Here is a 19,487-nt window from a genome sequence, read left to right as displayed (position 1 = left end):
GAGGGGACGGCCACGATCCACCGGTTATCCGCCCGCCCGCCGGCCCCGCCGCCGTCCGCCCCGTGCCGGAGCACGGCGGCGGCGCGATGATGGGAGGCGGGGGCCGGGCGGCGAGGCTGCGAGGAGCCGGCGGATGTGCGGATGGCGGTGGACGGGCGGCGCGGTGGCGGTGCTGGCGGCCGGTGCGGCCGCGGCGGTGGCGGCGACCCTGGCCGCGGGACGGCGGCTGCCGGTGGAGCACGTCAGCGGGGGCGGTCTGGACCTGGCGCAGCCGCCCGGCGCGGTCTGGGAGGTGCTGACCGACGTCGAGCTCTTCCCGGCCTGGCGCCCGGACGTGTCGCGGGTCGAGCGGCTGCCCGCCACCGCGGCCGGCCTGGCCCGCTGGTGCGAGTACGGGCGGCACGGCCACACCGTGTACGAGGTGCTGGAGAGCGAGGCCCCGCACCGCCTGGTGACCGGCATCGCCGACCCCGACCTGCCGTACGGCGGGACCTGGACGTTCGTGCTGACCGGGGCCGGCGGGGGCTGCACGCTCACCGTCACCGAGCGCGGCGAGGTCTACCAGCCGCTGTACCGGGCCGTCTCGCACTACGTGACCGGCGAGGGCGCCGCCGTCCACCGCTTCCTGGCCGCGCTGGCCCACCGGATGTCCCCGGCCTGAGCGCTACCGCACCCACTCGCGCCGGTAGTCGGCCCAGTTCTGCTCGGTGGCGGCGAAGTCCACGTACAGGCCGACGCCGAAGCTTTGCCGCTGCAGGTCGTACCGGCCCAGGCCCAGCCGGATGCCCCGGATCCCGGCGGTCACCGTCTCGGCGTCGCCCCAGTGGCCCCACTTGTCCTCCCAGTAGAACGGCAGGCCCATCAGCAGGTCGACGTCCTCGGGGGTGGCCTCCAGGGCGAGTTCGGTCTGGTAGGCGTTGTAGGCGCCGTAGAACCCCTCGGTCGGCATGCTGGAGTCGTAGGTCATCAGCGCGATCTGGTCGACCCGGCGCGCGGTGGCCGCGAAGTACGCCTGGTCCCACCACTTGCCGTGGCCGGTGAGCGCGATGCCCACGGTGTGCTGGTACGGCAGCGGGTCGATCTGCGGGGCGGCCACCGAGAGCACGGCGCCGCGGCCGGCGGTGACCGGGCGCACCCGCTCCAGCAGGTCGAGCCAGCCCTTCGAGCCGGGCCGGATCGGCTCCATGTCGAAGTGCACGCCGTCGAAGCCGAGGTCCAGCACCTGGACGGCGGAGGCGGTGACCCGCGCGCGGGTGGCGACGTCCTCCAGGTCGAGGGCGTCCTTCTCCGGCTTCACCTCGTCGCCGAGCCAGCTCTGCACCCGGATGCCGGGCAGCGCCCGGTGGGCGGCGTCGGTGAACCAGCGGGCGCGGGGGTGGACGGAGGGCGGCAGCGAGCCGTCGTGCTCCAGCGGTCCGGTGTGCACGTACAGGTCCCGTACGCCCGTGCCGGCCAGCCGCCGGGCGAGGTCGGCGATGTCGGCGTCACCCTTCCGGCCGTCGACCCAGGCGTGGCCGAGCCAGACCGCGTCGCGCCCCCGGGTACGGGCCTCGGGCGAGGGATCGCCGACGTACTGCAGGCGCAGCGCGAGGGCCGCCGAGCCGACCGGCAGGGCGACCACGGCGAGCGCCGTCACCGCCACCACCAGCGTCTTCCGCCACCACGACCAGCCGCGCCAGCGGGCCCGCAGCGCCCGCGCCCGGGCCGCGGCCCACCCCGGCGCCCGGCGCGCCCCGTCTCGTAGTCGTGTCCGGAATGCGGTCATGCCGTCGTTCCCCCCTCATGGCCGAGCGTTCAGGATACGGAACTGGTGGTCGCCACCGGCCCCGGGCCCGATACCCTGGCCACGTGCGTCCCCGATCCAGCGGGTGCGCAAAGCCGACAGCCGTCGCACCCAGGGAGAAGCCCCATGGCCACTGCAGCCACCCCGTCCGTCACCCGGCAGAGCCGCGCGAACGCGCTGCGCGAGGCACTGGCCACCCGTGTGGTGGTGGCCGACGGAGCGATGGGAACCATGCTCCAGGCACAGGACCCCACGCTGGAGGACTTCCAGAACCTGGAGGGCTGCAACGAGGTCCTCAACCTGACCCGGCCCGACATCGTCCGCTCGGTGCACGACGCCTACTTCGCGGTGGGCGTGGACTGCGTGGAGACCAACACCTTCGGTGCCAACCACTCCGCGCTCGGCGAGTACGAGATCGCCGAGCGGATCCACGAGCTCTCCGAGGCCGGTGCCCGGCTGGCCCGCGAGTCCGCCGACGCGCACACCGCCGTGGACGGCCGGCCGCGCTGGGTGCTCGGCTCGATCGGCCCCGGCACCAAGCTGCCGACCCTCGGCCACGCCCCCTACGAGACGCTGCGCGAGGGCTTCCGGCAGAACGCGGCCGGTCTGATCGCCGGCGGCGCGGACGCCCTGCTGGTGGAGACCAGCCAGGACCTGCTGCAGACCAAGGCCGCGATCCTCGGCTCCAAGCAGGCGCTGGCCGATGCGGGCGTGGACCTGCCGGTGCTGGCCCAGGTGACCGTCGAGACCACCGGCACCATGCTGCTCGGCTCGGAGATCGGCGCCGCGCTGACCGCCCTGGAGCCGCTGGGCGTCGACTACATCGGCCTGAACTGCGCCACCGGCCCGGCCGAGATGAGCGAGCACCTGCGCTACCTGGCGAAGAACGCCCGGATCGGCCTGTCCTGCATGCCGAACGCCGGTCTGCCGGTGCTGGGCAAGGACGGCGCGCACTACCCGCTGAGCCCGTCCGAGCTGGCCGACGCGCACGACGTCTTCACCCGCGAGTACGGGCTGTCGCTGGTCGGCGGCTGCTGCGGCACCACCCCCGAGCACCTGCGCCAGGTGGTCGAGCGGGTGCAGGGCCGTCCGGTGACCCCGCGCGACCCGCGCCCGGAGCCGTCCGCGGCCTCGCTGTACCAGTCGGTGCCGTTCCGTCAGGACACCTCGTACCTGGCGATCGGCGAGCGCACCAACGCCAACGGCTCGAAGAAGTTCCGCGAGTCGATGCTGGCCGGCGACTGGCAGGCCTGCGTGGAGATCGCCCGCGACCAGATCCGGGACGGTTCGCACCTGCTGGACCTGTGCGTGGACTACGTCGGCCGCGACGGCGTCGCCGACATGAAGGAGATCGCCGGCCGGCTGGCCACCGCCTCGACCCTGCCGATCGTGCTGGACTCCACCGAGCCGGAGGTGCTGCGGGCGGGCCTGGAGGCGCTCGGCGGCCGCGCGGTGCTCAACTCGGTCAACTACGAGGACGGCAACGCCCCGGAGTCGCGGTTCGGGCGGATCGCCTCGCTGGCCCGCGAGCACGGTGCCGGCCTGATCGCGCTCACCATCGACGAGGAGGGCCAGGCCCGCACCGCCGACAAGAAGGTGGAGATCGCCGAGCGGCTGATCGCCGAGCTCACCGCCGACTACGGCATCGACGAGGGCTCGATCCTGGTCGACTGTCTGACCTTCACCCTGGCCACCGGCCAGGAGGAGTCCCGCCGGGACGGCATCGAGACCATCGAGGCGATCCGCGAGCTGAAGCGCCGCCGCCCGGCGGTGCAGACCACGCTGGGCCTGTCCAACATCTCCTTCGGCCTCAACCCGGCCGCCCGGGTCGTCCTCAACTCGGTCTTCCTGCACGAGTGCGTGGAGGCCGGCCTGGACTCGGCGATCGTGCACGCCTCCAAGATCCTGCCGATCTCGCGGATCCCGGAGGACCAGCGCGAGGCCGCGCTCGACCTGGTGTACGACCGCCGCCGGGACGGCTACGACCCGCTGCAGCGCCTGCTGGAGCTGTTCGAGGGCGTCTCCTCGGCCTCGGTCAAGGCGTCCAAGGCGCAGGAGCTGGCGGCGCTGCCGCTGGACGAGCGCCTGCAGCGCCGGATCATCGACGGCGAGCGGGCCGGCCTGGAGGCCGACCTGGACGAGGCGCTGACGGCCCGTCCGGCGCTGGAGATCATCAACGACACCCTGCTGTCCGGCATGAAGGTGGTCGGCGAGCTGTTCGGCTCCGGCCAGATGCAGCTGCCGTTCGTGCTCCAGTCCGCCGAGGTGATGAAGACCGCGGTGGCGCACCTGGAGCCGCACATGGAGAAGTCCGACTCGGAGGGCAAGGGCACCATCGTGCTGGCCACCGTGAAGGGCGACGTCCACGACATCGGCAAGAACCTGGTCGACATCATCCTGTCCAACAACGGCTACAACGTGGTCAACCTGGGCATCAAGCAGCCGGTCTCGGCGATCCTGGACGCCGCGCAGGAGCACAACGCGGACGTCATCGGGATGTCCGGCCTGCTGGTCAAGTCCACCGTGATCATGAAGGAGAACCTGGAGGAGCTGAACCAGCGCAAGCTGGCGGCCCAGTTCCCGGTGATCCTCGGCGGCGCCGCGCTGACCCGCGCCTACGTCGAGCAGGACCTGTACGAGATCTACGAGGGCGAGGTCCGCTACGCCCGGGACGCCTTCGAGGGCCTGCGGCTGATGGACGCGCTGATCGCGGTCAAGCGCGGCGTGCCGGGCGCGGTGCTGCCGGAGCTCAAGCAGCGCCGGCACGCCCGGGTGGAGGTCGAGGAGCCGGAGGAGGTCAACCTCGGCCAGATCCGCTCCGACGTGGCGGCGGACAACCGGGTGCCGGCCCCGCCGTTCTGGGGCGAGCGGATCGTCAAGGGCGTGCCGTTCGCCGACTACGCCTCCTGGCTGGACGAGGACGCGCTGTTCAAGGGCCAGTGGGGGCTGAAGGCCGCCCGCAGCGGCGAGGGGCCCTCCTACGAGGAGCTGGTGGAGACCGAGGGCCGGCCGCGGCTGCGGATGTGGCTGGACCGGCTGCAGACCGAGGGCTGGCTGGAGGCGGCCGTGGTCTACGGCTACTTCCCGGCCAACTCCAAGGGCGACGACCTGATCGTCTTCCACGAGGACGGCACCGAGCGGACCCGCTTCACCTTCCCGCGCCAGCGGCGCGGGCGGCGGCTGTGCCTGGCGGACTTCTTCCGCCCGGAGGAGTCCGGGGTGCGCGACGTGGTCGGCCTCCAGGTGGTCACCATGGGCAACCGGATCTCCGAGGCGGCCAACGAGCTGTTCGCCGACAACTCCTACCGCGACTACCTGGAGCTGCACGGCCTGTCCGTCCAGCTGGCCGAGGCGCTGGCCGAGTTCTGGCACGCCCGGGTCCGCTACGAGCTGGGCTTCGGCGACGAGGACCCGCAGGACGTCAAGGACATGTTCGCGCTCAAGTACCGCGGCGCCCGGTTCTCGCTGGGCTACGGGGCCTGCCCGGAGCTGGAGGACCGCGCCAAGATCGCCGAGCTGCTGAAGCCGGAGCGGATCGGCGTGGTGCTCTCCGAGGAGTTCCAGCTGCACCCGGAGCAGTCCACCGACGCGATCGTGATCCACCACCCGGAGGCGAAGTACTTCAACGCCCGGTAACGCACGGGTTGCGCAACGTTCGCCCGATCCGGGCGCTCCGGGCGTATCCTTGATGATCCTGAACGGGCCGGTCCGCTCACCAGCGGGCCGGCCCGTGCCATCCCCGGGGCCGATCCGGGCACGGACGGAAGGATCCCGCCATGACCACCATCTCCACCGCCACCCAGCTCCTCGGCGACGACGACCGGGGCCTCCAGGCGGTGCTGCTGGACATGGACGGGACGCTGGTCGACACCGAGGACTTCTGGTGGCAGGCGGAGGCCTCGCTCTTCGCCGACCTGGGCTACCAGCTGACCGCCGAGGACCGTGCCCACGTGGTCGGCGGCCCGATGACCCGGGTGATCGACCACCTGCTGAGCAGCACCGGGGTGGACCTGTCGCCGGCCGACCTGACCGTGCTGATCAACCAGCGCTTCGTCGACCTGCTCGGCGGCGGGGTGCCGCTGATGCCGGGCGCCGAGCGGCTGCTCAACACGCTGGCCGCGCACGGCGTGCCGGCCGCGCTGGTGTCCGCCTCGCACCGGCACATCATCGACATCGTGCTCCGCTCGCTGGGCGCCGAGCACTTCGCGTTCTCGGTCGCCGGGGACGAGGTGCCGCGCACCAAGCCGCACCCGGACCCGTACCTGGAGGCGGCCCGCCGGCTGGGTGCCGACCCGGCCCGCTGCGTGGTGGTGGAGGACGCGCCGACCGGGGTGCGGGCCGCCGAGGCGGCCGGCTGCCCGGTGGTCGCGGTGCCCTCGGTGGCGCCGATCGAGCCGGCCCCGGGGCGGCTGGTGCTCTCCTCGCTGGAGCAGGTCGATCTGGAGCTGCTGCGCTCCCTGGTGGCCTCGCGAGTGTGATTGTCGTCTCATTGCGGAGCGCCACTACCGACCGGTAAGCGGGCAGGGCCGCCCGGCCCGGGGGAGCGCCCCGGGAGAAAACGGGCATTGCCTGACAACTCGTCGGACGGGCCAGCCCAGAGCCCCGTCGCCGTGTCCCAAACGTCACCTGTGCGGGTGTCGGGGGTGTGTGTTCGATATGGCACGCTACTCCAGTTCGTTCCACCCCCGAGCCCAGGCACCGCCGCTGACGGGCACCCCCCGTCGTGCCCGCGATCGCAGCCGGACCGCACCCCAGAAGGACGCGACCCGTGAAGACTTCAGCTGAACGACTGGCCGTGCTCGGCTGTGCCGGAATCGTCGCCGCCTCGGTGGCCGGCTGCGGCTCGGTCACCGACGCCGTCAAGGGGGACGGCGACAAGGCGATCACCATGGGCACGACCGCGCTGACCAGCTCCCTGGACCCGGCCATCGCCTACGACGCCGGCTCCTGGCTGCTGATGCGCAACACCTTCCAGTCGCTGCTCAGCTACCCGGCCGCCTCCAGCGCGCCCACCCCGGACGCCGCGCAGTCCTGCGAGTTCACCGCCGGTGACGCCACCCAGTACCACTGCACGCTCAAGTCCGGGCTGAAGTTCTCCAACGGCCACGCGCTCACCGCCGCCGACGTCGTCCACTCGATCCAGCGGACCCTGAAGATCAACGACCCGAACGGCCCGGCCGGCCTGCTGTCGTCGATCAAGTCCGTCGAGGCGCCCAACGACACCGAGGTGGTCTTCCACCTCGGCCAGCCCGACGCCACCCTCCCCGCGAAGCTGGCCGGCCCGGCCGGCGCCATCGTCGACCAGGAGGTCTACCCGGCCGACAAGGCGCTGCCCAACGACAAGCAGATCGGCTCCGGCCCGTACCGGATCGAATCGGTCGAGGCGATGGCCAACGGCGGCCCGGCGAAGGTCGTGCTGCTGCCGAACGACAAGTACACCGGCGACGCCAAGCTGCGGAACAAGAAGTTCACCCTGCGCTACTACGACAAGCCGGCCGACCTCAAGACCGCGCTGGACAACGGCGACGTCGACCTCGCCGACAACAGCCTGGAGCCGAACACCGCCGCGCAGATCCTCTCCGACCAGCAGGGCGGCAAGACCGACCTGCGCGTCGTCGAGGGCGACAGCAACGACACCCGCTACCTGGTCTTCAACACCAAGGACGCCACCGGCGGCAACGTCGCCGTCCGCCAGGCCGCCGCCCAGCTGATCGACCGCAAGTCGCTGGCCCGCGACGTCTTCGCGCGCACCGTCCAGCCGCTGTACTCGATGGTCCCGGCCGGCGTCACCGGCCACAACACGGCCTTCTTCGACCGCTACGGCGACCAGGACGTCACCAAGGCCAAGGCCATCCTCACCGCCGCCAAGGTGTCCACCCCGGTCAAGCTCACCCTCACCTGGTCGCGCTCGCGCGCCGAGGCCGCCGAGGCCGAGACGCTGAAGAAGCAGCTGGAGGCCGGCGGCCTGTTCCAGATCACCGTCCAGCAGGAGCCCGACTGGGACACCTACAAGAAGGGCTGGAACGAGGGCAAGTACCAGCTGTACACGATCGGCTGGTTCGCGGACTACCCGGACCCGGACAACTACGTCGCCCCGCTGATCGTCGACGGCGGCTCGTACCACCACGGCTGGGACGACCCGCAGATCAGCCAGAAGCTGGTGCCCGACACCCTCAAGCAGACCGACCGGGCCGCCGCGACCGGCACCTACGCCCAGATCCAGGGCATCGTCGCCACCAACGCCCCGCTCATCCCGCTGTTCCAGAACAAGGCGTTCTTCACCTCCCGCTCCAACATCACGGGTGTGGAGTCCACCGTCGACACCACCGGCTTCTTCCGCTTCTGGGAGATCGGCCGCAGCGGCAAGTAGCAGCGCGGCGGCACGCAGCCCCCGCGGCGCTGAGCGGCCCGCCCGCCCCACCCGGCCACCGGCCGGGGGAGCGGACGGGCCGCTCGCCGTCCCTCCGGGCCCTACAGCGTGCCCGGGCGCACCAGCCCGCTCTCGTAGGCGTACACCGCCGCCTGCACCCGGTCGCGCAGCTGGAGCTTGGTCAGCACATGGCCGACGTGCGTCTTCACCGTCGTCTCGCTGACGAACAGCTCCGCCGCGATCTCCGCGTTCGACAGCCCGCGCGCCACCAGCTTCAGCACCTCCAGCTCCCGCTCGGTCAGCGCGTTCAGCGCCTGCGGAGGCGTCTCGTCGCCCGAGGGCAGCTTGGTGGCGTACATGTCCAGCAGCCGCCGGGTGATCGACGGGGCCAGCATCGCCGCGCCGTCCGCCACCACCCGGATCGCCTGCACCAGCTCCTCGGCCGGCACGTCCTTCAGCAGGAAGCCGCTCGCCCCCGCGCGCAGCGCCTCCACCACGTACTCGTCCAGGTCGAAGGTGGTCAGCACCAGCACCTTCGCCGGGCCGTCCCGCCCCGGACCGGCGATCCGGCGGGTCGCCTCGACACCGTCCATCCGCGGCATCCGGATGTCCATCAGCACCACGTCGGGCTGCAGCGCCCGCACCTGGTCCAGCGCCTGCTGGCCGTCGCCGGCCTCGCCGACCACCACCAGGTCGGACTCGGCCTCCAGGATCATCCGGAAACCGGTGCGCAGCAGCGGCTGGTCGTCGACCAGCAGCACTCGGATCGTCACCTAGGACTCCTTGTTCATGGGATCCCCCGTGGGATCGCCCTCGTCGGACGTACGCGCCAGCGGCAGCGGGTACGGCGGGGGCGTGCCGCCGAACTCCGGACAGCTGGCCCGGTGGTCGCACCAGTCGCAGAGCCGGTTGCGGGTCGCCGGGAAGTCGCCGGTCGCCACCGCCCGGCCGATCCGCTCCCACAGCGCCAGCAGCTTGCGCTCCACCGCCAGCAGGTCCGCCTCGTCCGGGTCGTAGCTGACCACGTCCCCGCCGCCGCCCAGGTAGACCAGCTGCAGCCGCTTGGGGATCACGCCCTTCCAGCGCCAGACCACCAGTGCGTAGAACTTCATCTGGAACATCGCCTTGCCCTCGAAGTCCCGCGAGGGCGCCCGGCCGGTCTTGTAGTCCACCAGCCGGACCTCGCCGGTCGGGGCGACGTCCACCCGGTCGATGTAGCCGCGCAGCAGCAGCCCCGAATCCAGCGCCGTCTCCACGTAGAGCTCGCGCTCCACCGGGTGCAGCCGGGTCGGGTCCTCCAGCCGGAACCACTGGGAGAGCAGCTTCTCCGCGTCCGCCAGCCAGCGGGCCAGCGCGGCGCCGTCCGGGTCCTCCGGGAACAGCCCGGCCAGCTCCGGGCGCTCGCCCAGCAGCCGCTCCCACTGCGGGCGCAGCAGCCCCAGCGCCCGCTCCGGCGTCCGGTCGGCCGCCGGCGAGTCGAACAGCCGCTCCAGCACCGCGTGCACCAGGGTGCCCCGGGTCGCCGCCGCGCTCGGCGGCTCGGGCAGCCGGTCGATCACCCGCAGCCGGTACAACAGCGGGCAGGTGAGGAAGTCGCCGGCGCGCGACGGGGACAGCCCGGTCGGGGCCGCCGCCGGACGGGGCGGGGCCGCGGCGGGACTGCTGGTCTCGGTCTGCTGCATATCCCAGACCCTATTGCCCCGCGCTGTCATCCCGCTGCCACGGTGCTGCCGCATCGCGGCCGCCACGGGGTATGAACGAAGGGGAAGGCGAGGGGCGAGCGCCGGGCGGCCGCCCCGATCACGTAGCGTGGGCGCACCGGCGCGCGGCGCGCTGCGGGGGCGACGGACGAAGGGAACACGGTGAGCGACTCCAGGGGGCAGCAGACCTCCGACCAGCCACCGCAGGGCGGCAACACCCGGCCGGGGACCCCGCCGCCCCGCGAGCCGGAACCCCGCGGCGGCATCCTGATGGGCCGCCCCTTCGGCGTGCCGATCTACGTCACACCGTCCTGGTTCATCATCGCGGCCCTGATCACCTGGGTCTTCGGCGGCCAGCTCGACCGGGTGCTGCCCGACCTCGGCGGCACCCGCTACCTGGTCGCGTTCTCCTTCGCCGTCGCCTTCTACGGCTCGGTGCTGGTCCACGAACTCGCCCACACCGTCGTCGCGCTGCGCTACAAGCTCGGCGTCCGCCGCATCCAGCTGCAGTTCTTCGGCGGCGTCTCGGAGATCGAGAACGAGGCCGAACGCCCCTGGCGCGAGTTCTGGCTGGCCTTCGTCGGCCCGCTGCTCTCCCTGGTCCTCGGCGGCGTCTTCTACCTCGCCCTGCAGGCCGTCGAGGTCTCCACCGTCCCCGGCGTCCTGCTGACCGGCCTGATGGTCTCCAACCTCATCGTCGCGGCCTTCAACCTGCTGCCCGGCCTGCCGCTGGACGGCGGCCGGATGCTGCGCGCCGTGGTCTGGGCCGTCACCGGCCGGCCGATGGCCGGCACCGTCGCCGCCGCCTGGGCCGGCCGCGCGCTCGCCATCGCCGTCCTCGTCGGCCTGCCGCTGATCAGCTCCGCCCGCGAGCTCGACCGCAGCCGCACCGACACCCTGGTCGACGCCGTCCTCGCCGCCGTGCTCGCCGCGATCATCTGGAACGGCGCCACCGGAGCGCTGCGCAACGCCCGCCTCAAGGAGGTCCTGCCCGGCCTGCGGCTGCGCGACCTCGCCCGCCGGGCCGTCGAGGTCACCGCCGACACCCCGCTCGGCGAGGCCATGCGGCGCGCCCACGAGGCGCAGGCCGGCGCGGTCGTCGTGGTGGACGGCCGCGGCGAACCGATCGCCATCCTCCGCGAGGCCGCCGTGCGCGGCATCCCCGAGCACCGCCGCCCCTGGGTCGCCGTCGGCCCGCTCGCCCGCGACCTCGAACCGGGGCTGCGGCTCTCCGCCGACCTGGCCGGCGAGGACCTGCTGCGCGCGGTGCGGGCCACCCCCGCCGGCGAGTACCTGGTCGTCGAGGAGGACGGGCGCACCTACGGGGTCGCCGCGCTCACCGACATCGAACAGCGGCTGACCGCCGCCGTCACCGGCCGCTGAGCCGGTCACCCGGTCACCTGGTCAGCCGGACGGTCGGCTTCCCTTAGGATTGTCCGCATGTCCGAACCGACCGGTGCCACCCGCCGACGCGGGCCCTTCCAGGTCGGGGACCAGGTCCAGCTGACCGACCCCAAGGGCCGCCACTACACGTTCACGCTCCAGGCCGGGAACCAGTTCCACACCCACAAGGGTGCGTTCCCGCACGACGAGCTGATCGGCGCTCCCGAGGGCACGGTCGTGCGCACCACGGGGAACGTCCCGTACCTCGCGCTGCGCCCCCTGCTCCCCGACTACGTCCTGTCCATGCCGCGCGGCGCGGCCGTGATCTACCCCAAGGACGCGGGGCAGATCCTGGCCATGGCCGACATCTTCGCCGGCGCCCGCGTGGTCGAGGCCGGCGTGGGCTCCGGCGCGCTCTCCACCTACCTGCTGCGCGCCGTCGGCGACACCGGCATGCTCGCCTCCTACGAGCGCCGCCAGGACTTCGCCGACATCGCCAAGGGCAACGTCGAGCGCTACTTCGGCGGGCCGCACCCGGCGTGGAAGCTCACCGTCGGCGACCTCCAGGACAACCTGGTCGAGGCCGACGTCGACCGCGTCATCCTCGACATGCTGGCCCCCTGGGAGTGCCTGGACGTCGCCTCCAAGGCGCTCGTCCCCGGCGGCCTCATCTGCTGCTACGTGGCCACCACCACGCAGATGTCCAGGACCGTCGAGGCGCTGCGCGAGCACGGCACCTTCACCGAGCCGCAGGCCTGGGAGACCATGGTCCGCACCTGGCACCTGGAGGGCCTGGCCGTCCGCCCGGACCACCGGATGATCGGCCACACCGGCTTCCTGCTCACCGCCCGGCGGCTCGCCGACGGCGTCGAGCCGCCGCTGCGCCGCCGCCGTCCGGCCAAGGGCGCCTACGGCGAGGACTACGACAACGGGGCCCCCGAGCCGTCCCTGCAGGAGCGCGCGGCCGCCCGGGCCGCCGCCCGCGCCGAGGCCGCCGACCAGGCCGGCCTCGACTGAGACACCTCCCGGAGGGGTGGTACGGCGCCGCCGTACCACCCCTCCCGCGTTCCCGCACCCGGGGCACCGCGAGGCCGCCCCGGTGTGGGACGATGCTCGCTCACGCAGACCTCGGAGGGGACGCCTGGTGGAGACCGCGGTCGGGACGACGGCTGGACAGCAGACCGCCACGGGCCGCACCGGCCCCCGGCACGGGCGCACCGCCCCCTGGCACTGGGCCGTGACGGTGGCCGGCTGCGCCGCCGTGGTGGCCGCCGCGCTCGCCGCGGGCCCCGCCAGTGGCGCCCCCGGGCCCGCCCGGCCCACCCCCAGGGCCCTGCCCGCGGCCGCCGCCCCCGACCCGGCCCGGGCCGAACTCCCGCTCGACTGCGGACCGTTCCCGGTGACCGTGGCGGCCCACTTCGCCGCCGACCTCGGCGACGGGCGCCCCGGCACCGTCGTCGCCGCGCACTGCGCCGCCGAGAACGGCACCCCGCCGGACGCCGTCTACCTGCTCGGCGACGGCGCCGGCGGGCGTCCCGCCGTGCTGGCCACCCTGCTCTCCGAGCGGGAGGGCCTCACCGTCAGCCGCCTCGCGCTGCGCTCCGACGGCACCGTCACCGCCCACGCGCAGGGCTACTCCGGCGACGACGTGCCGCGGTTCGCCCCCGACATCTCGGTCGACCTCACCTGGACGCGCAAGGGCGGCGGCTGGGAACGCTCCCAGACCGCCGCCCCGCTCAGCCTCACGTAACTCGCCCGCGCGGCACCGGCGCGCCCTTCGGCTCGGGGCGGGGCCGCGCCCGCTCGCCGGGTTGTTACTCGGCGTCAGGCCCGTAGACCTCGACGCGGTCGGAGGCCCGGCGCACGTGGATGCAGTCGCCGGGGCAGTCCTTCACCGAGTCCACCACGTCCTGAAGCAGCGTCAGCGGCACCGGCACCGTCTCGCCCGGCTGCTGGCGCAACTCGTCGTCCTCGCCCTTCACATAGGCGAGGCCGTCGATGTCCAGCTCGAACACCTCGGGCGCGTACTGCGCGCAGATGCCGTCGCCGGTGCACAGATCCTGGTCGATCCACACCTCCAGCGGCTCGGCCGCCGTCGTCGACTCGCTCACCGACATGATGATTGTCCGCCGTTTCTGTCCCGAGACGCCCCGTCCTGGGGCATTCCCGCCATTCGTACAACGATCGGACCCCGTGCGTCGGTCGCGATCGGATATCGACTCGATCGACGATACATCTGGCCCGCTTTGGCCCGTGCGCGGTGGGTATCCCCCTAGCAGAGGGGAAGCACGCGAGGGCGAAGATCGGACACGCCCGTTCCATCTTTCTTGATCTAGGGGTTTACGGACCCCTGGTCCCAGGTAGGGTCTGGAAGCGTCCAGCTCCCCGGAGGAGGTGAGGACCGTGGCAGCCCACGATGACGACTACAACCGCAGCACCGGCAGGCCCGCTCGTGGTTCCGACGAGGCCGCTCAGGTCTCGTACCTTGAGCAGGAAATCGCCGTGCTGCGCCGCAAGCTCGCCGACTCGCCGCGCAATTCGAGAATCCTCGAAGAGCGGATCGTCGAGCTCCAGACCAACCTGGCCGGCGTGACCGCCCAGAACGAACGGCTCGCCTCCACCCTGCGTGAGGCCCGCGACCAGATCGTGGCCCTCAAGGAGGAAGTGGACCGGCTGGCACAGCCCCCGGCGGGATTCGGCGTCTTCCTCAGCTCCAACGAGGACGGCACCGCCGACATCTTCACCGGCGGCCGCAAGCTCCGCGTGAACGTCAGCCCCAACGTCGCCCTCGACGAGCTGCGCCGCGGCCAGGAAGTCATGCTCAACGAGGCCCTCAACATCGTGGACGCGATGGCCTTCGAGCGCATCGGCGACCTCGTCACCCTCAAGGAGGTCCTGGAGGACGGCGAGCGTGCCCTGGTCATCGGCCACACCGACGAGGAGCGGGTGGTCCGACTCGCCGAACCGCTGCGCGAGGCCACCCTCCGGGCGGGGGACGCCCTGCTGCTGGAACCGCGTTCCGGCTACGTGTACGAGGTCGTGCCGAAGGCCGAGGTCGAGGAGCTGGTCCTCGAGGAGGTCCCGGACATCGACTACCGCCAGATCGGCGGCCTCGCCAACCAGATCGAGCTCATCCGCGACGCGGTCGAGCTGCCCTACCTGCACGCCGAGCTCTTCAAGGAGTACGAGCTGCGCCCGCCCAAGGGCGTGCTGCTCTACGGCCCGCCCGGCTGCGGCAAGACGCTGATCGCCAAGGCCGTGGCGAACTCGCTGGCCAAGAAGGTCGCCGAGGTCACCGGCCGGCCCCAGGGGAAGAGCTACTTCCTCAACATCAAGGGCCCCGAGCTGCTCAACAAGTACGTCGGCGAGACCGAGCGGCAGATCCGCCTGGTCTTCCAGCGGGCCCGGGAGAAGGCGGGCGAGGGCACCCCCGTCATCGTCTTCTTCGACGAGATGGAGTCGCTCTTCCGCACCCGCGGCTCGGGCGTCAGCTCGGACGTCGAGAACACCATCGTCCCCCAGCTGCTCGCCGAGATCGACGGCGTGGAGGGCCTGGAGAACGTCATCGTCATCGGCGCCTCGAACCGCGAGGACATGATCGACCCGGCGATCCTGCGGCCGGGCCGTCTGGACGTCAAGATCAAGATCGAGCGCCCGGACGCCGAGGCGGCCAAGGACATCTTCTCCAAGTACCTCAAGGACTCGCTGCCCTTCCACCCGGACGACGTCAAGGAGCACGACGGCTCCGTCGAGGCCACGGTGGCCGCGATGATCCAGTCGGTGGTGGAGCGGATGTACTCCGAGACGGAGGAGAACCGCTTCCTGGAGGTCACCTACGCCAACGGTGACAAGGAGGTCCTGTACTTCAAGGACTTCAACTCCGGCGCGATGATCCAGAACATCGTCGACCGGGCCAAGAAGATGGCCATCAAGGACTACCTCGACCACGGCCAGCGCGGTCTGCGGGTCTCCCACCTGCTCAACGCCTGCGTGGACGAGTTCAAGGAGAACGAGGACCTGCCGAACACCACCAACCCGGACGACTGGGCCCGGATCTCCGGCAAGAAGGGCGAGCGGATCGTGTTCATCCGCACCCTCGTCACGGGGAAGCAGGGCGCCGAGTCCGGCCGCTCCATCGACACTGTCGCCAACACCGGGCAGTACCTGTAGCCGACCCGCTCCGGGTCCCCCGGAACGCACGCACCCCGTCCGGCTGTGGCGCCTCGCGGCCCCGCAGCCGGACGGCGCGTCTCGGGGCCCGCCGGTCGGCACCGCGTTCTAGGCTCGACCCACCGTTCGCGGGCAGACGGCCGGCGTCGGTGCTGTTCAGCGGTACGTCAGCGTGGACCGCCCGCCGGGGGCGGCACACCGGGCAAGGAGGGCCGCATGACCGTACGGCGCGTGATGGGCATCGAGACCGAGTACGGAATCTCCGTGCCCGGGCACCCCAACGCCAACGCCATGCTCACCTCGTCCCAGATCGTCAACGCGTACGCGGCGGCGATGCACCGGGCACGGCGGGCCCGCTGGGACTTCGAGGAGGAGAATCCGCTGCGCGACGCCCGGGGCTTCGACCTCGCACGGGACGTCGCCGACGCCAGCCAGCTGACCGACGAGGACATCGGCCTCGCCAACGTCATCCTCACCAACGGCGCGCGGTTCTACGTGGACCACGCGCACCCGGAGTACAGCTCGCCCGAGGTGACCAACCCGCGCGACGCCGTGCTCTGGGACAAGGCCGGCGAACGGATCATGGCGGCGGCCGCACAGCGCGCGCTGGAGCTGCCCAACGGGCAGAACATCCACCTGTACAAGAACAACACCGACAACAAGGGCGCCTCCTACGGCACCCACGAGAACTACCTGATGAAGCGGGCGACCCCGTTCGCCGACATCGTCCGCCACCTCACCCCGTTCTTCGTCTCGCGCCAGGTGGTCACCGGCTCCGGCCGGGTCGGCATCGGGCAGGACGGCTCCGCCCACGGCTTCCAGATCAGCCAGCGCGCCGACTTCTTCGAGGTCGAGGTCGGCCTGGAGACCACCCTCAAGCGGCCGATCATCAACACCCGGGACGAACCGCACGCCGACGCCGAGAAGTACCGCCGGCTGCACGTGATCATCGGCGACGCCAACCTCTCCGAGATCTCCACCTACCTCAAGCTCGGCACCACCTCGCTGGTCCTCGCCATGATCGAGGACGCCTTCATCACCTCCGACCTGGCCGTCGACCAGCCGGTGCGCACCCTGCACCGGATCTCGCACGACCCCACGCTGAAGCACCTGGTCACCCTGCGCAGCGGGCGCCGGCTCACCGCCGTCCAGCTCCAGCTGGAGTACTGCGAGCTGGCCCGCAAGTACGTCGAGGACCGCTTCGGCACCGACGCCGACGAGCAGACCGTGGACGTGCTGGCCCGCTGGGAGGACGTGCTGGGCCGGCTGGAGCGCGACCCGATGTCGCTCTCCCGCCAGCTGGACTGGATCGCCAAGCGGGAGATCCTGGAGGGCTACCGCAGCCGGGACGCCCTGGAGTGGGACAATCCGCGGCTCCAGCTGGTCGACCTCCAGTACAGCGACGTACGGCCCGAGAAGGGCCTCTACAACCGCCTGGTGGCCCGTGGCCGGTTCGACCGGCTGGTGACCGAGGAGGAGGTCACCAGGGCCGTCACCAAGCCCCCGGAGGACACCCGGGCGTACTTCCGCGGCCGCTGCCTGGAGCAGTACGCGGAGCACGTCGCGGCGGCCTCCTGGGACTCGGTCATCTTCGACCTGCCGGGCCGGGACTCGCTCCAGCGGGTGCCCACCCTGGAGCCGCTGCGGGGCACCCGCAACCACGTCAAGGAGCTGCTGGACCGCTGCCGCACGGCGGAGGACCTGCTCCGGGTGCTCTCCGGCGGGTAGCCGGGTCACTTTCCGATCACCACGGGTGAACGCCGGGCAAATGGGAATCATCCGGGGGGACGGCGGGTGTTGGACAGGAAGCGCCACCGGCAAACCGGAAGCGGGTTGTCGCACCTTGTGTATAGGGTCGATGCAGCAAGCAACGACCAAACCGTGCCAGACGATCGAGCGGGGTGAGGTAAATGGCGAGCAAGGACACCGACGGCGGCCAGCAGCGGGCGAACCGCTCCTCCGAGGAGGTCGAGGAGCAGGCCGCGGAAGCGCAGAATTCGGACGACCTCAAGGAGCGCCAGGAAAAGCTGAGCGACGACGTCGACGCGGTTCTGGACGAAATCGACGAGGTCCTGGAATCGAACGCCGAGGATTTCGTGCGGCAGTTCGTGCAAAAGGGCGGGCAGTAATCCCGGGCGGATTCCGGGCGGCCGCCCCGCGGCTTTTCGGGAATCCGAGGTTGTGACCGACGACGGCGGGCGGGCGGCGCGAGCCGTCCGTCCGTCCGGTCCGGCCCTCCGCCGTGCTGGACAGTGATCGTCCGGCCGGTAGGGTGCGGGCAGTGCGCGCTTCAAGCTACCTGGAAGGAATCGTGTGGAAGCCAACACTCGTGGCACCGGGCGTCTACCGGCTGCCTTCCTGACCCCGGGGTCCTCGTCGTTCCTCGACTTCCTGGAGGCCCACCGGCCCGAGCTGATCCCCGGCCGGCGCAGCCTGCCGGAGGGCGTCATCGAGGCCCCGCACGGCACGACCATCGTGGCCGCGGTCTTCGACGGCGGCGTGGTCCTCGCCGGCGACCGCCGCGCGACCATGGGCAACGTGATCGCCCAGCGGGACATGGAGAAGGTCTTCCCGGCGGACGAGTACAGCGCGGTCGGCGTCGCCGGCACCGCCGGCCTCGCCATCGAGATGGTCCGGATGTTCCAGCTGGAGCTGGAGCACTACGAGAAGATCGAGGGCACCGTGCTCTCCCTGGAGGGCAAGGCCAACCGGCTCACCACCATGATCCGGGGCAACCTCGGCATGGCGATGCAGGGCCTCGCCGTGGTCCCGATGTTCGCCGGCTACGACGTCGACCTCGGCCGCGGCCGGATCTTCACCTACGACGTCACCGGCGGCCGCTCCGAGGAGCGCGGCTTCGCCGCCACCGGCTCCGGCTCGGTCTTCGCCCGGGGCTCGATGAAGAAGCTGCACCGCGACGACCTGACCGCCGAGCAGGCCTCCACCATGGTCGTCCAGGCGCTCTACGACGCGGCCGACGACGACTCCGCCACCGGCGGCCCCGACCTCGCCCGCAAGATCTTCCCGATCGTCTCGCTGATCACCGAGGACGGCTTCCGCCGGCTCACCGAGGCCGAGGTCGCCGAGATCGCCGTCTCCATCACCGACCAGCGCCTGGCCCACCCCAACGGGCCGCAGGCCCCGCTGCTCTAGCCATCAACTGAGGAAGGAAGGGACGACCGCCGGTGTCGACACCGTTCTACGTCTCCCCCCAGCAGGCCATGGCGGACCGCGCGGAGTACGCCCGCAAGGGCATCGCGCGCGGTCGCAGCGTGGTCGTGCTCACGTACGCCGACGGCATCGTCTTCGTCGCCGAGAACACCTCCCGGGCGCTCCACAAGGTGTCCGAGATCTACGACAAGATCGCCTTCGCGGCGGTCGGCCGGTACAACGAGTTCGAGAACCTGCGGATCGGCGGCGTGCGCTACGCCGACCTGCGCGGCTACACCTACGACCGGGCCGACGTCACCGCCCGGGGCCTGGCCAACGTCTACGCACAGACGCTCGGCACCATCTTCTCCTCGGTCGGCGAGAAGCCCTACGAGGTCGAGCTGATCGTCGCCGAGGTCGGCCGCACCGGCGACGACGACCAGATCTACCGGCTCACCCCGGACGGCTCGGTCGTCGACGAGAAGAACTACGTCGTGGTCGGCGGCAACGCCGACTCGATCGGCAACTACCTCGGCCAGCGGCACCGCAGCGGCTTCTCGCTGACCGAGGCGGTCAAGGTCGCCGTGGACTCGCTCGCCCGCGACCCCAACGGCGGCAGCCCGCGCGTCCTCACCCCCGACCAGCTGGAGGTGGCGGTCCTGGACCGCCAGCGCTTCCAGCAGCGCAAGTTCAAGCGGATCCTGGGCGGCCAGCTCGCCCGGCTGCTCGACGGCGACCAGTCCGCGGAGACGGACGACACGGACGGCCCGGCCGGCTCGGCGGAGCCGGACGGCACGGAGAAGCCGGCGGCCACCCCGCCGGGCGACTCCGACCAGTAGTGCCCACGGGGTCCCGTGCCGCGGCCGTCACCGGCGGCGGCACGGGACCCCGGTGCCCCTGCGGCGGCCCGGACGGGCTTTCGCGGAGGCGG

The 19,487-nt window shown here is 71.9% G+C and carries 16 protein-coding genes and 1 pseudogene; 13 read left to right on the top strand and 4 right to left on the bottom strand.

Annotated features, from left to right (window positions below; translation table 11 throughout):
* Nucleotides 1-133 precede the first annotated feature (133 nt).
* Complete coding sequence (locus tag ABT238_RS28075) at nucleotides 134-661, top strand: SRPBCC family protein (protein ID WP_350796914.1); 528 nt, start codon at nucleotides 134-136, stop codon at nucleotides 659-661.
* A 3-nt stretch (nucleotides 662-664) separates the two neighbouring features.
* On the opposite strand, the gene ABT238_RS28070 is transcribed toward ABT238_RS28075, so the two are convergent.
* Nucleotides 665-1,765 (bottom strand): glycoside hydrolase family 18 protein, encoded by a 1,101-nt coding sequence (locus ABT238_RS28070; protein ID WP_350569214.1) that lies wholly within the window; start codon nucleotides 1,763-1,765, stop codon nucleotides 665-667.
* Nucleotides 1,766-1,909: 144 nt separating this feature from the next.
* Here ABT238_RS28070 and metH point away from each other — a divergent pair, with 144 nt between their 5' ends.
* From metH to ABT238_RS28055, 3 genes are all read left to right on the top strand, one after another.
* Nucleotides 1,910-5,419, top strand: coding sequence for a methionine synthase (gene metH, locus ABT238_RS28065; RefSeq protein WP_350569213.1), 3,510 nt, complete (start codon nucleotides 1,910-1,912; stop codon nucleotides 5,417-5,419).
* A 140-nt stretch (nucleotides 5,420-5,559) separates the two neighbouring features.
* Nucleotides 5,560-6,261 carry an HAD family hydrolase gene (locus tag ABT238_RS28060; protein WP_350796880.1) on the top strand — a complete coding sequence of 234 codons (702 nt, stop codon included), beginning with the start codon at nucleotides 5,560-5,562 and terminating at the stop codon, nucleotides 6,259-6,261.
* 290 nt (nucleotides 6,262-6,551) lie between these two features.
* A complete protein-coding gene (locus ABT238_RS28055; protein ID WP_350569209.1) occupies nucleotides 6,552-8,153 on the top strand; it encodes an ABC transporter substrate-binding protein in 1,602 nt (533 codons plus the stop codon).
* A gap of 101 nt (nucleotides 8,154-8,254) precedes the next feature.
* Here ABT238_RS28055 and ABT238_RS28050 read toward each other — a convergent pair whose 3' ends face one another.
* A complete protein-coding gene (locus tag ABT238_RS28050; RefSeq protein WP_350569208.1) occupies nucleotides 8,255-8,926 on the bottom strand; it encodes a response regulator in 672 nt (223 codons plus the stop codon).
* Nucleotides 8,927-9,835 (bottom strand): RecB family exonuclease, encoded by a 909-nt coding sequence (locus tag ABT238_RS28045; protein WP_350569206.1) that lies wholly within the window; start codon nucleotides 9,833-9,835, stop codon nucleotides 8,927-8,929.
* 180 nt (nucleotides 9,836-10,015) lie between these two features.
* Here ABT238_RS28045 and ABT238_RS28040 point away from each other — a divergent pair, with 180 nt between their 5' ends.
* The 3 genes from ABT238_RS28040 to ABT238_RS28030 all read left to right on the top strand — a co-directional run bounded on the left by ABT238_RS28040 (nucleotide 10,016) and on the right by ABT238_RS28030 (nucleotide 12,986).
* Nucleotides 10,016-11,236, top strand: a complete 1,221-nt coding sequence (locus ABT238_RS28040; RefSeq protein ID WP_350796856.1) for a site-2 protease family protein — start codon at nucleotides 10,016-10,018, stop codon at nucleotides 11,234-11,236.
* 57 nt (nucleotides 11,237-11,293) lie between these two features.
* The gene (locus ABT238_RS28035) at nucleotides 11,294-12,253 is read left to right on the top strand and encodes a tRNA (adenine-N1)-methyltransferase (RefSeq protein WP_350569202.1); all 960 of its coding nucleotides are present in this window, start codon (nucleotides 11,294-11,296) and stop codon (nucleotides 12,251-12,253) included.
* A 127-nt stretch (nucleotides 12,254-12,380) separates the two neighbouring features.
* Nucleotides 12,381-12,986, top strand: coding sequence for a hypothetical protein (locus tag ABT238_RS28030; RefSeq protein ID WP_350569201.1), 606 nt, complete (start codon nucleotides 12,381-12,383; stop codon nucleotides 12,984-12,986).
* Nucleotides 12,987-13,050: 64 nt separating this feature from the next.
* Here ABT238_RS28030 and ABT238_RS28025 read toward each other — a convergent pair whose 3' ends face one another.
* Nucleotides 13,051-13,353 (bottom strand): ferredoxin, encoded by a 303-nt coding sequence (locus ABT238_RS28025; protein ID WP_502884335.1) that lies wholly within the window; start codon nucleotides 13,351-13,353, stop codon nucleotides 13,051-13,053.
* A 286-nt stretch (nucleotides 13,354-13,639) separates the two neighbouring features.
* On the opposite strand from ABT238_RS28025, the gene arc reads away from it, so the two are divergent.
* The 6 genes and pseudogenes from arc to prcA all read left to right on the top strand — a co-directional run bounded on the left by arc (nucleotide 13,640) and on the right by prcA (nucleotide 19,395).
* A complete protein-coding gene (gene arc, locus ABT238_RS28020) occupies nucleotides 13,640-15,406 on the top strand; it encodes a proteasome ATPase (protein ID WP_350569198.1) in 1,767 nt (588 codons plus the stop codon).
* Nucleotides 15,407-15,622: 216 nt separating this feature from the next.
* Nucleotides 15,623-17,134 (top strand): depupylase/deamidase Dop, encoded by a 1,512-nt coding sequence (dop, locus tag ABT238_RS28015; protein WP_350569196.1) that lies wholly within the window; start codon nucleotides 15,623-15,625, stop codon nucleotides 17,132-17,134.
* Between the two features lie 182 nt (nucleotides 17,135-17,316).
* Nucleotides 17,317-17,535, top strand: a complete 219-nt coding sequence (locus ABT238_RS28010; RefSeq protein WP_350569195.1) for a ubiquitin-like protein Pup — start codon at nucleotides 17,317-17,319, stop codon at nucleotides 17,533-17,535.
* Nucleotides 17,536-17,690: 155 nt separating this feature from the next.
* Nucleotides 17,691-17,768 (top strand): annotated as a pseudogene (locus tag ABT238_RS28005) (endonuclease VII domain-containing protein); the annotation flags it as partial.
* Complete coding sequence (gene prcB / locus ABT238_RS28000; RefSeq protein ID WP_350569233.1) at nucleotides 17,765-18,559, top strand: proteasome subunit beta; 795 nt, start codon at nucleotides 17,765-17,767, stop codon at nucleotides 18,557-18,559. The pseudogene ABT238_RS28005 and the gene prcB, both read left to right, overlap by 4 nt.
* A gap of 32 nt (nucleotides 18,560-18,591) precedes the next feature.
* Nucleotides 18,592-19,395 carry a proteasome subunit alpha gene (gene prcA, locus ABT238_RS27995; RefSeq protein WP_350569193.1) on the top strand — a complete coding sequence of 268 codons (804 nt, stop codon included), beginning with the start codon at nucleotides 18,592-18,594 and terminating at the stop codon, nucleotides 19,393-19,395.
* Nucleotides 19,396-19,487 lie beyond the last annotated feature (92 nt).

Origin of the sequence: Kitasatospora sp. NPDC001527 (assembly GCF_040298605.1) — a bacterium.
Taxonomy (GTDB): domain Bacteria; phylum Actinomycetota; class Actinomycetes; order Streptomycetales; family Streptomycetaceae; genus Kitasatospora.
This window is presented reverse-complemented; position numbering and strand designations above follow the sequence as displayed.

Bases quoted from the DNA above. Each gene is read 5' to 3' on its own strand.
- ABT238_RS28075 (WP_350796914.1), top strand. From the start codon at position 134: ATGTGCGGATGGCGGTGGACGGGCGGCGCGGTGGCGGTGCTGGCGGCC.
- ABT238_RS28070 (WP_350569214.1), bottom strand. From the start codon at position 1,765: ATGACCGCATTCCGGACACGACTACGAGACGGGGCGCGCCGGGCGCCG.
- metH (WP_350569213.1), top strand. From the start codon at position 1,910: ATGGCCACTGCAGCCACCCCGTCCGTCACCCGGCAGAGCCGCGCGAAC.
- ABT238_RS28060 (WP_350796880.1), top strand. From the start codon at position 5,560: ATGACCACCATCTCCACCGCCACCCAGCTCCTCGGCGACGACGACCGG.
- ABT238_RS28045 (WP_350569206.1), bottom strand. From the start codon at position 9,835: ATGCAGCAGACCGAGACCAGCAGTCCCGCCGCGGCCCCGCCCCGTCCG.
- ABT238_RS28035 (WP_350569202.1), top strand. From the start codon at position 11,294: ATGTCCGAACCGACCGGTGCCACCCGCCGACGCGGGCCCTTCCAGGTC.
- ABT238_RS28025 (WP_502884335.1), bottom strand. From the start codon at position 13,353: ATGTCGGTGAGCGAGTCGACGACGGCGGCCGAGCCGCTGGAGGTGTGG.
- dop (WP_350569196.1), top strand. From the start codon at position 15,623: ATGACCGTACGGCGCGTGATGGGCATCGAGACCGAGTACGGAATCTCC.
- ABT238_RS28010 (WP_350569195.1), top strand. From the start codon at position 17,317: ATGGCGAGCAAGGACACCGACGGCGGCCAGCAGCGGGCGAACCGCTCC.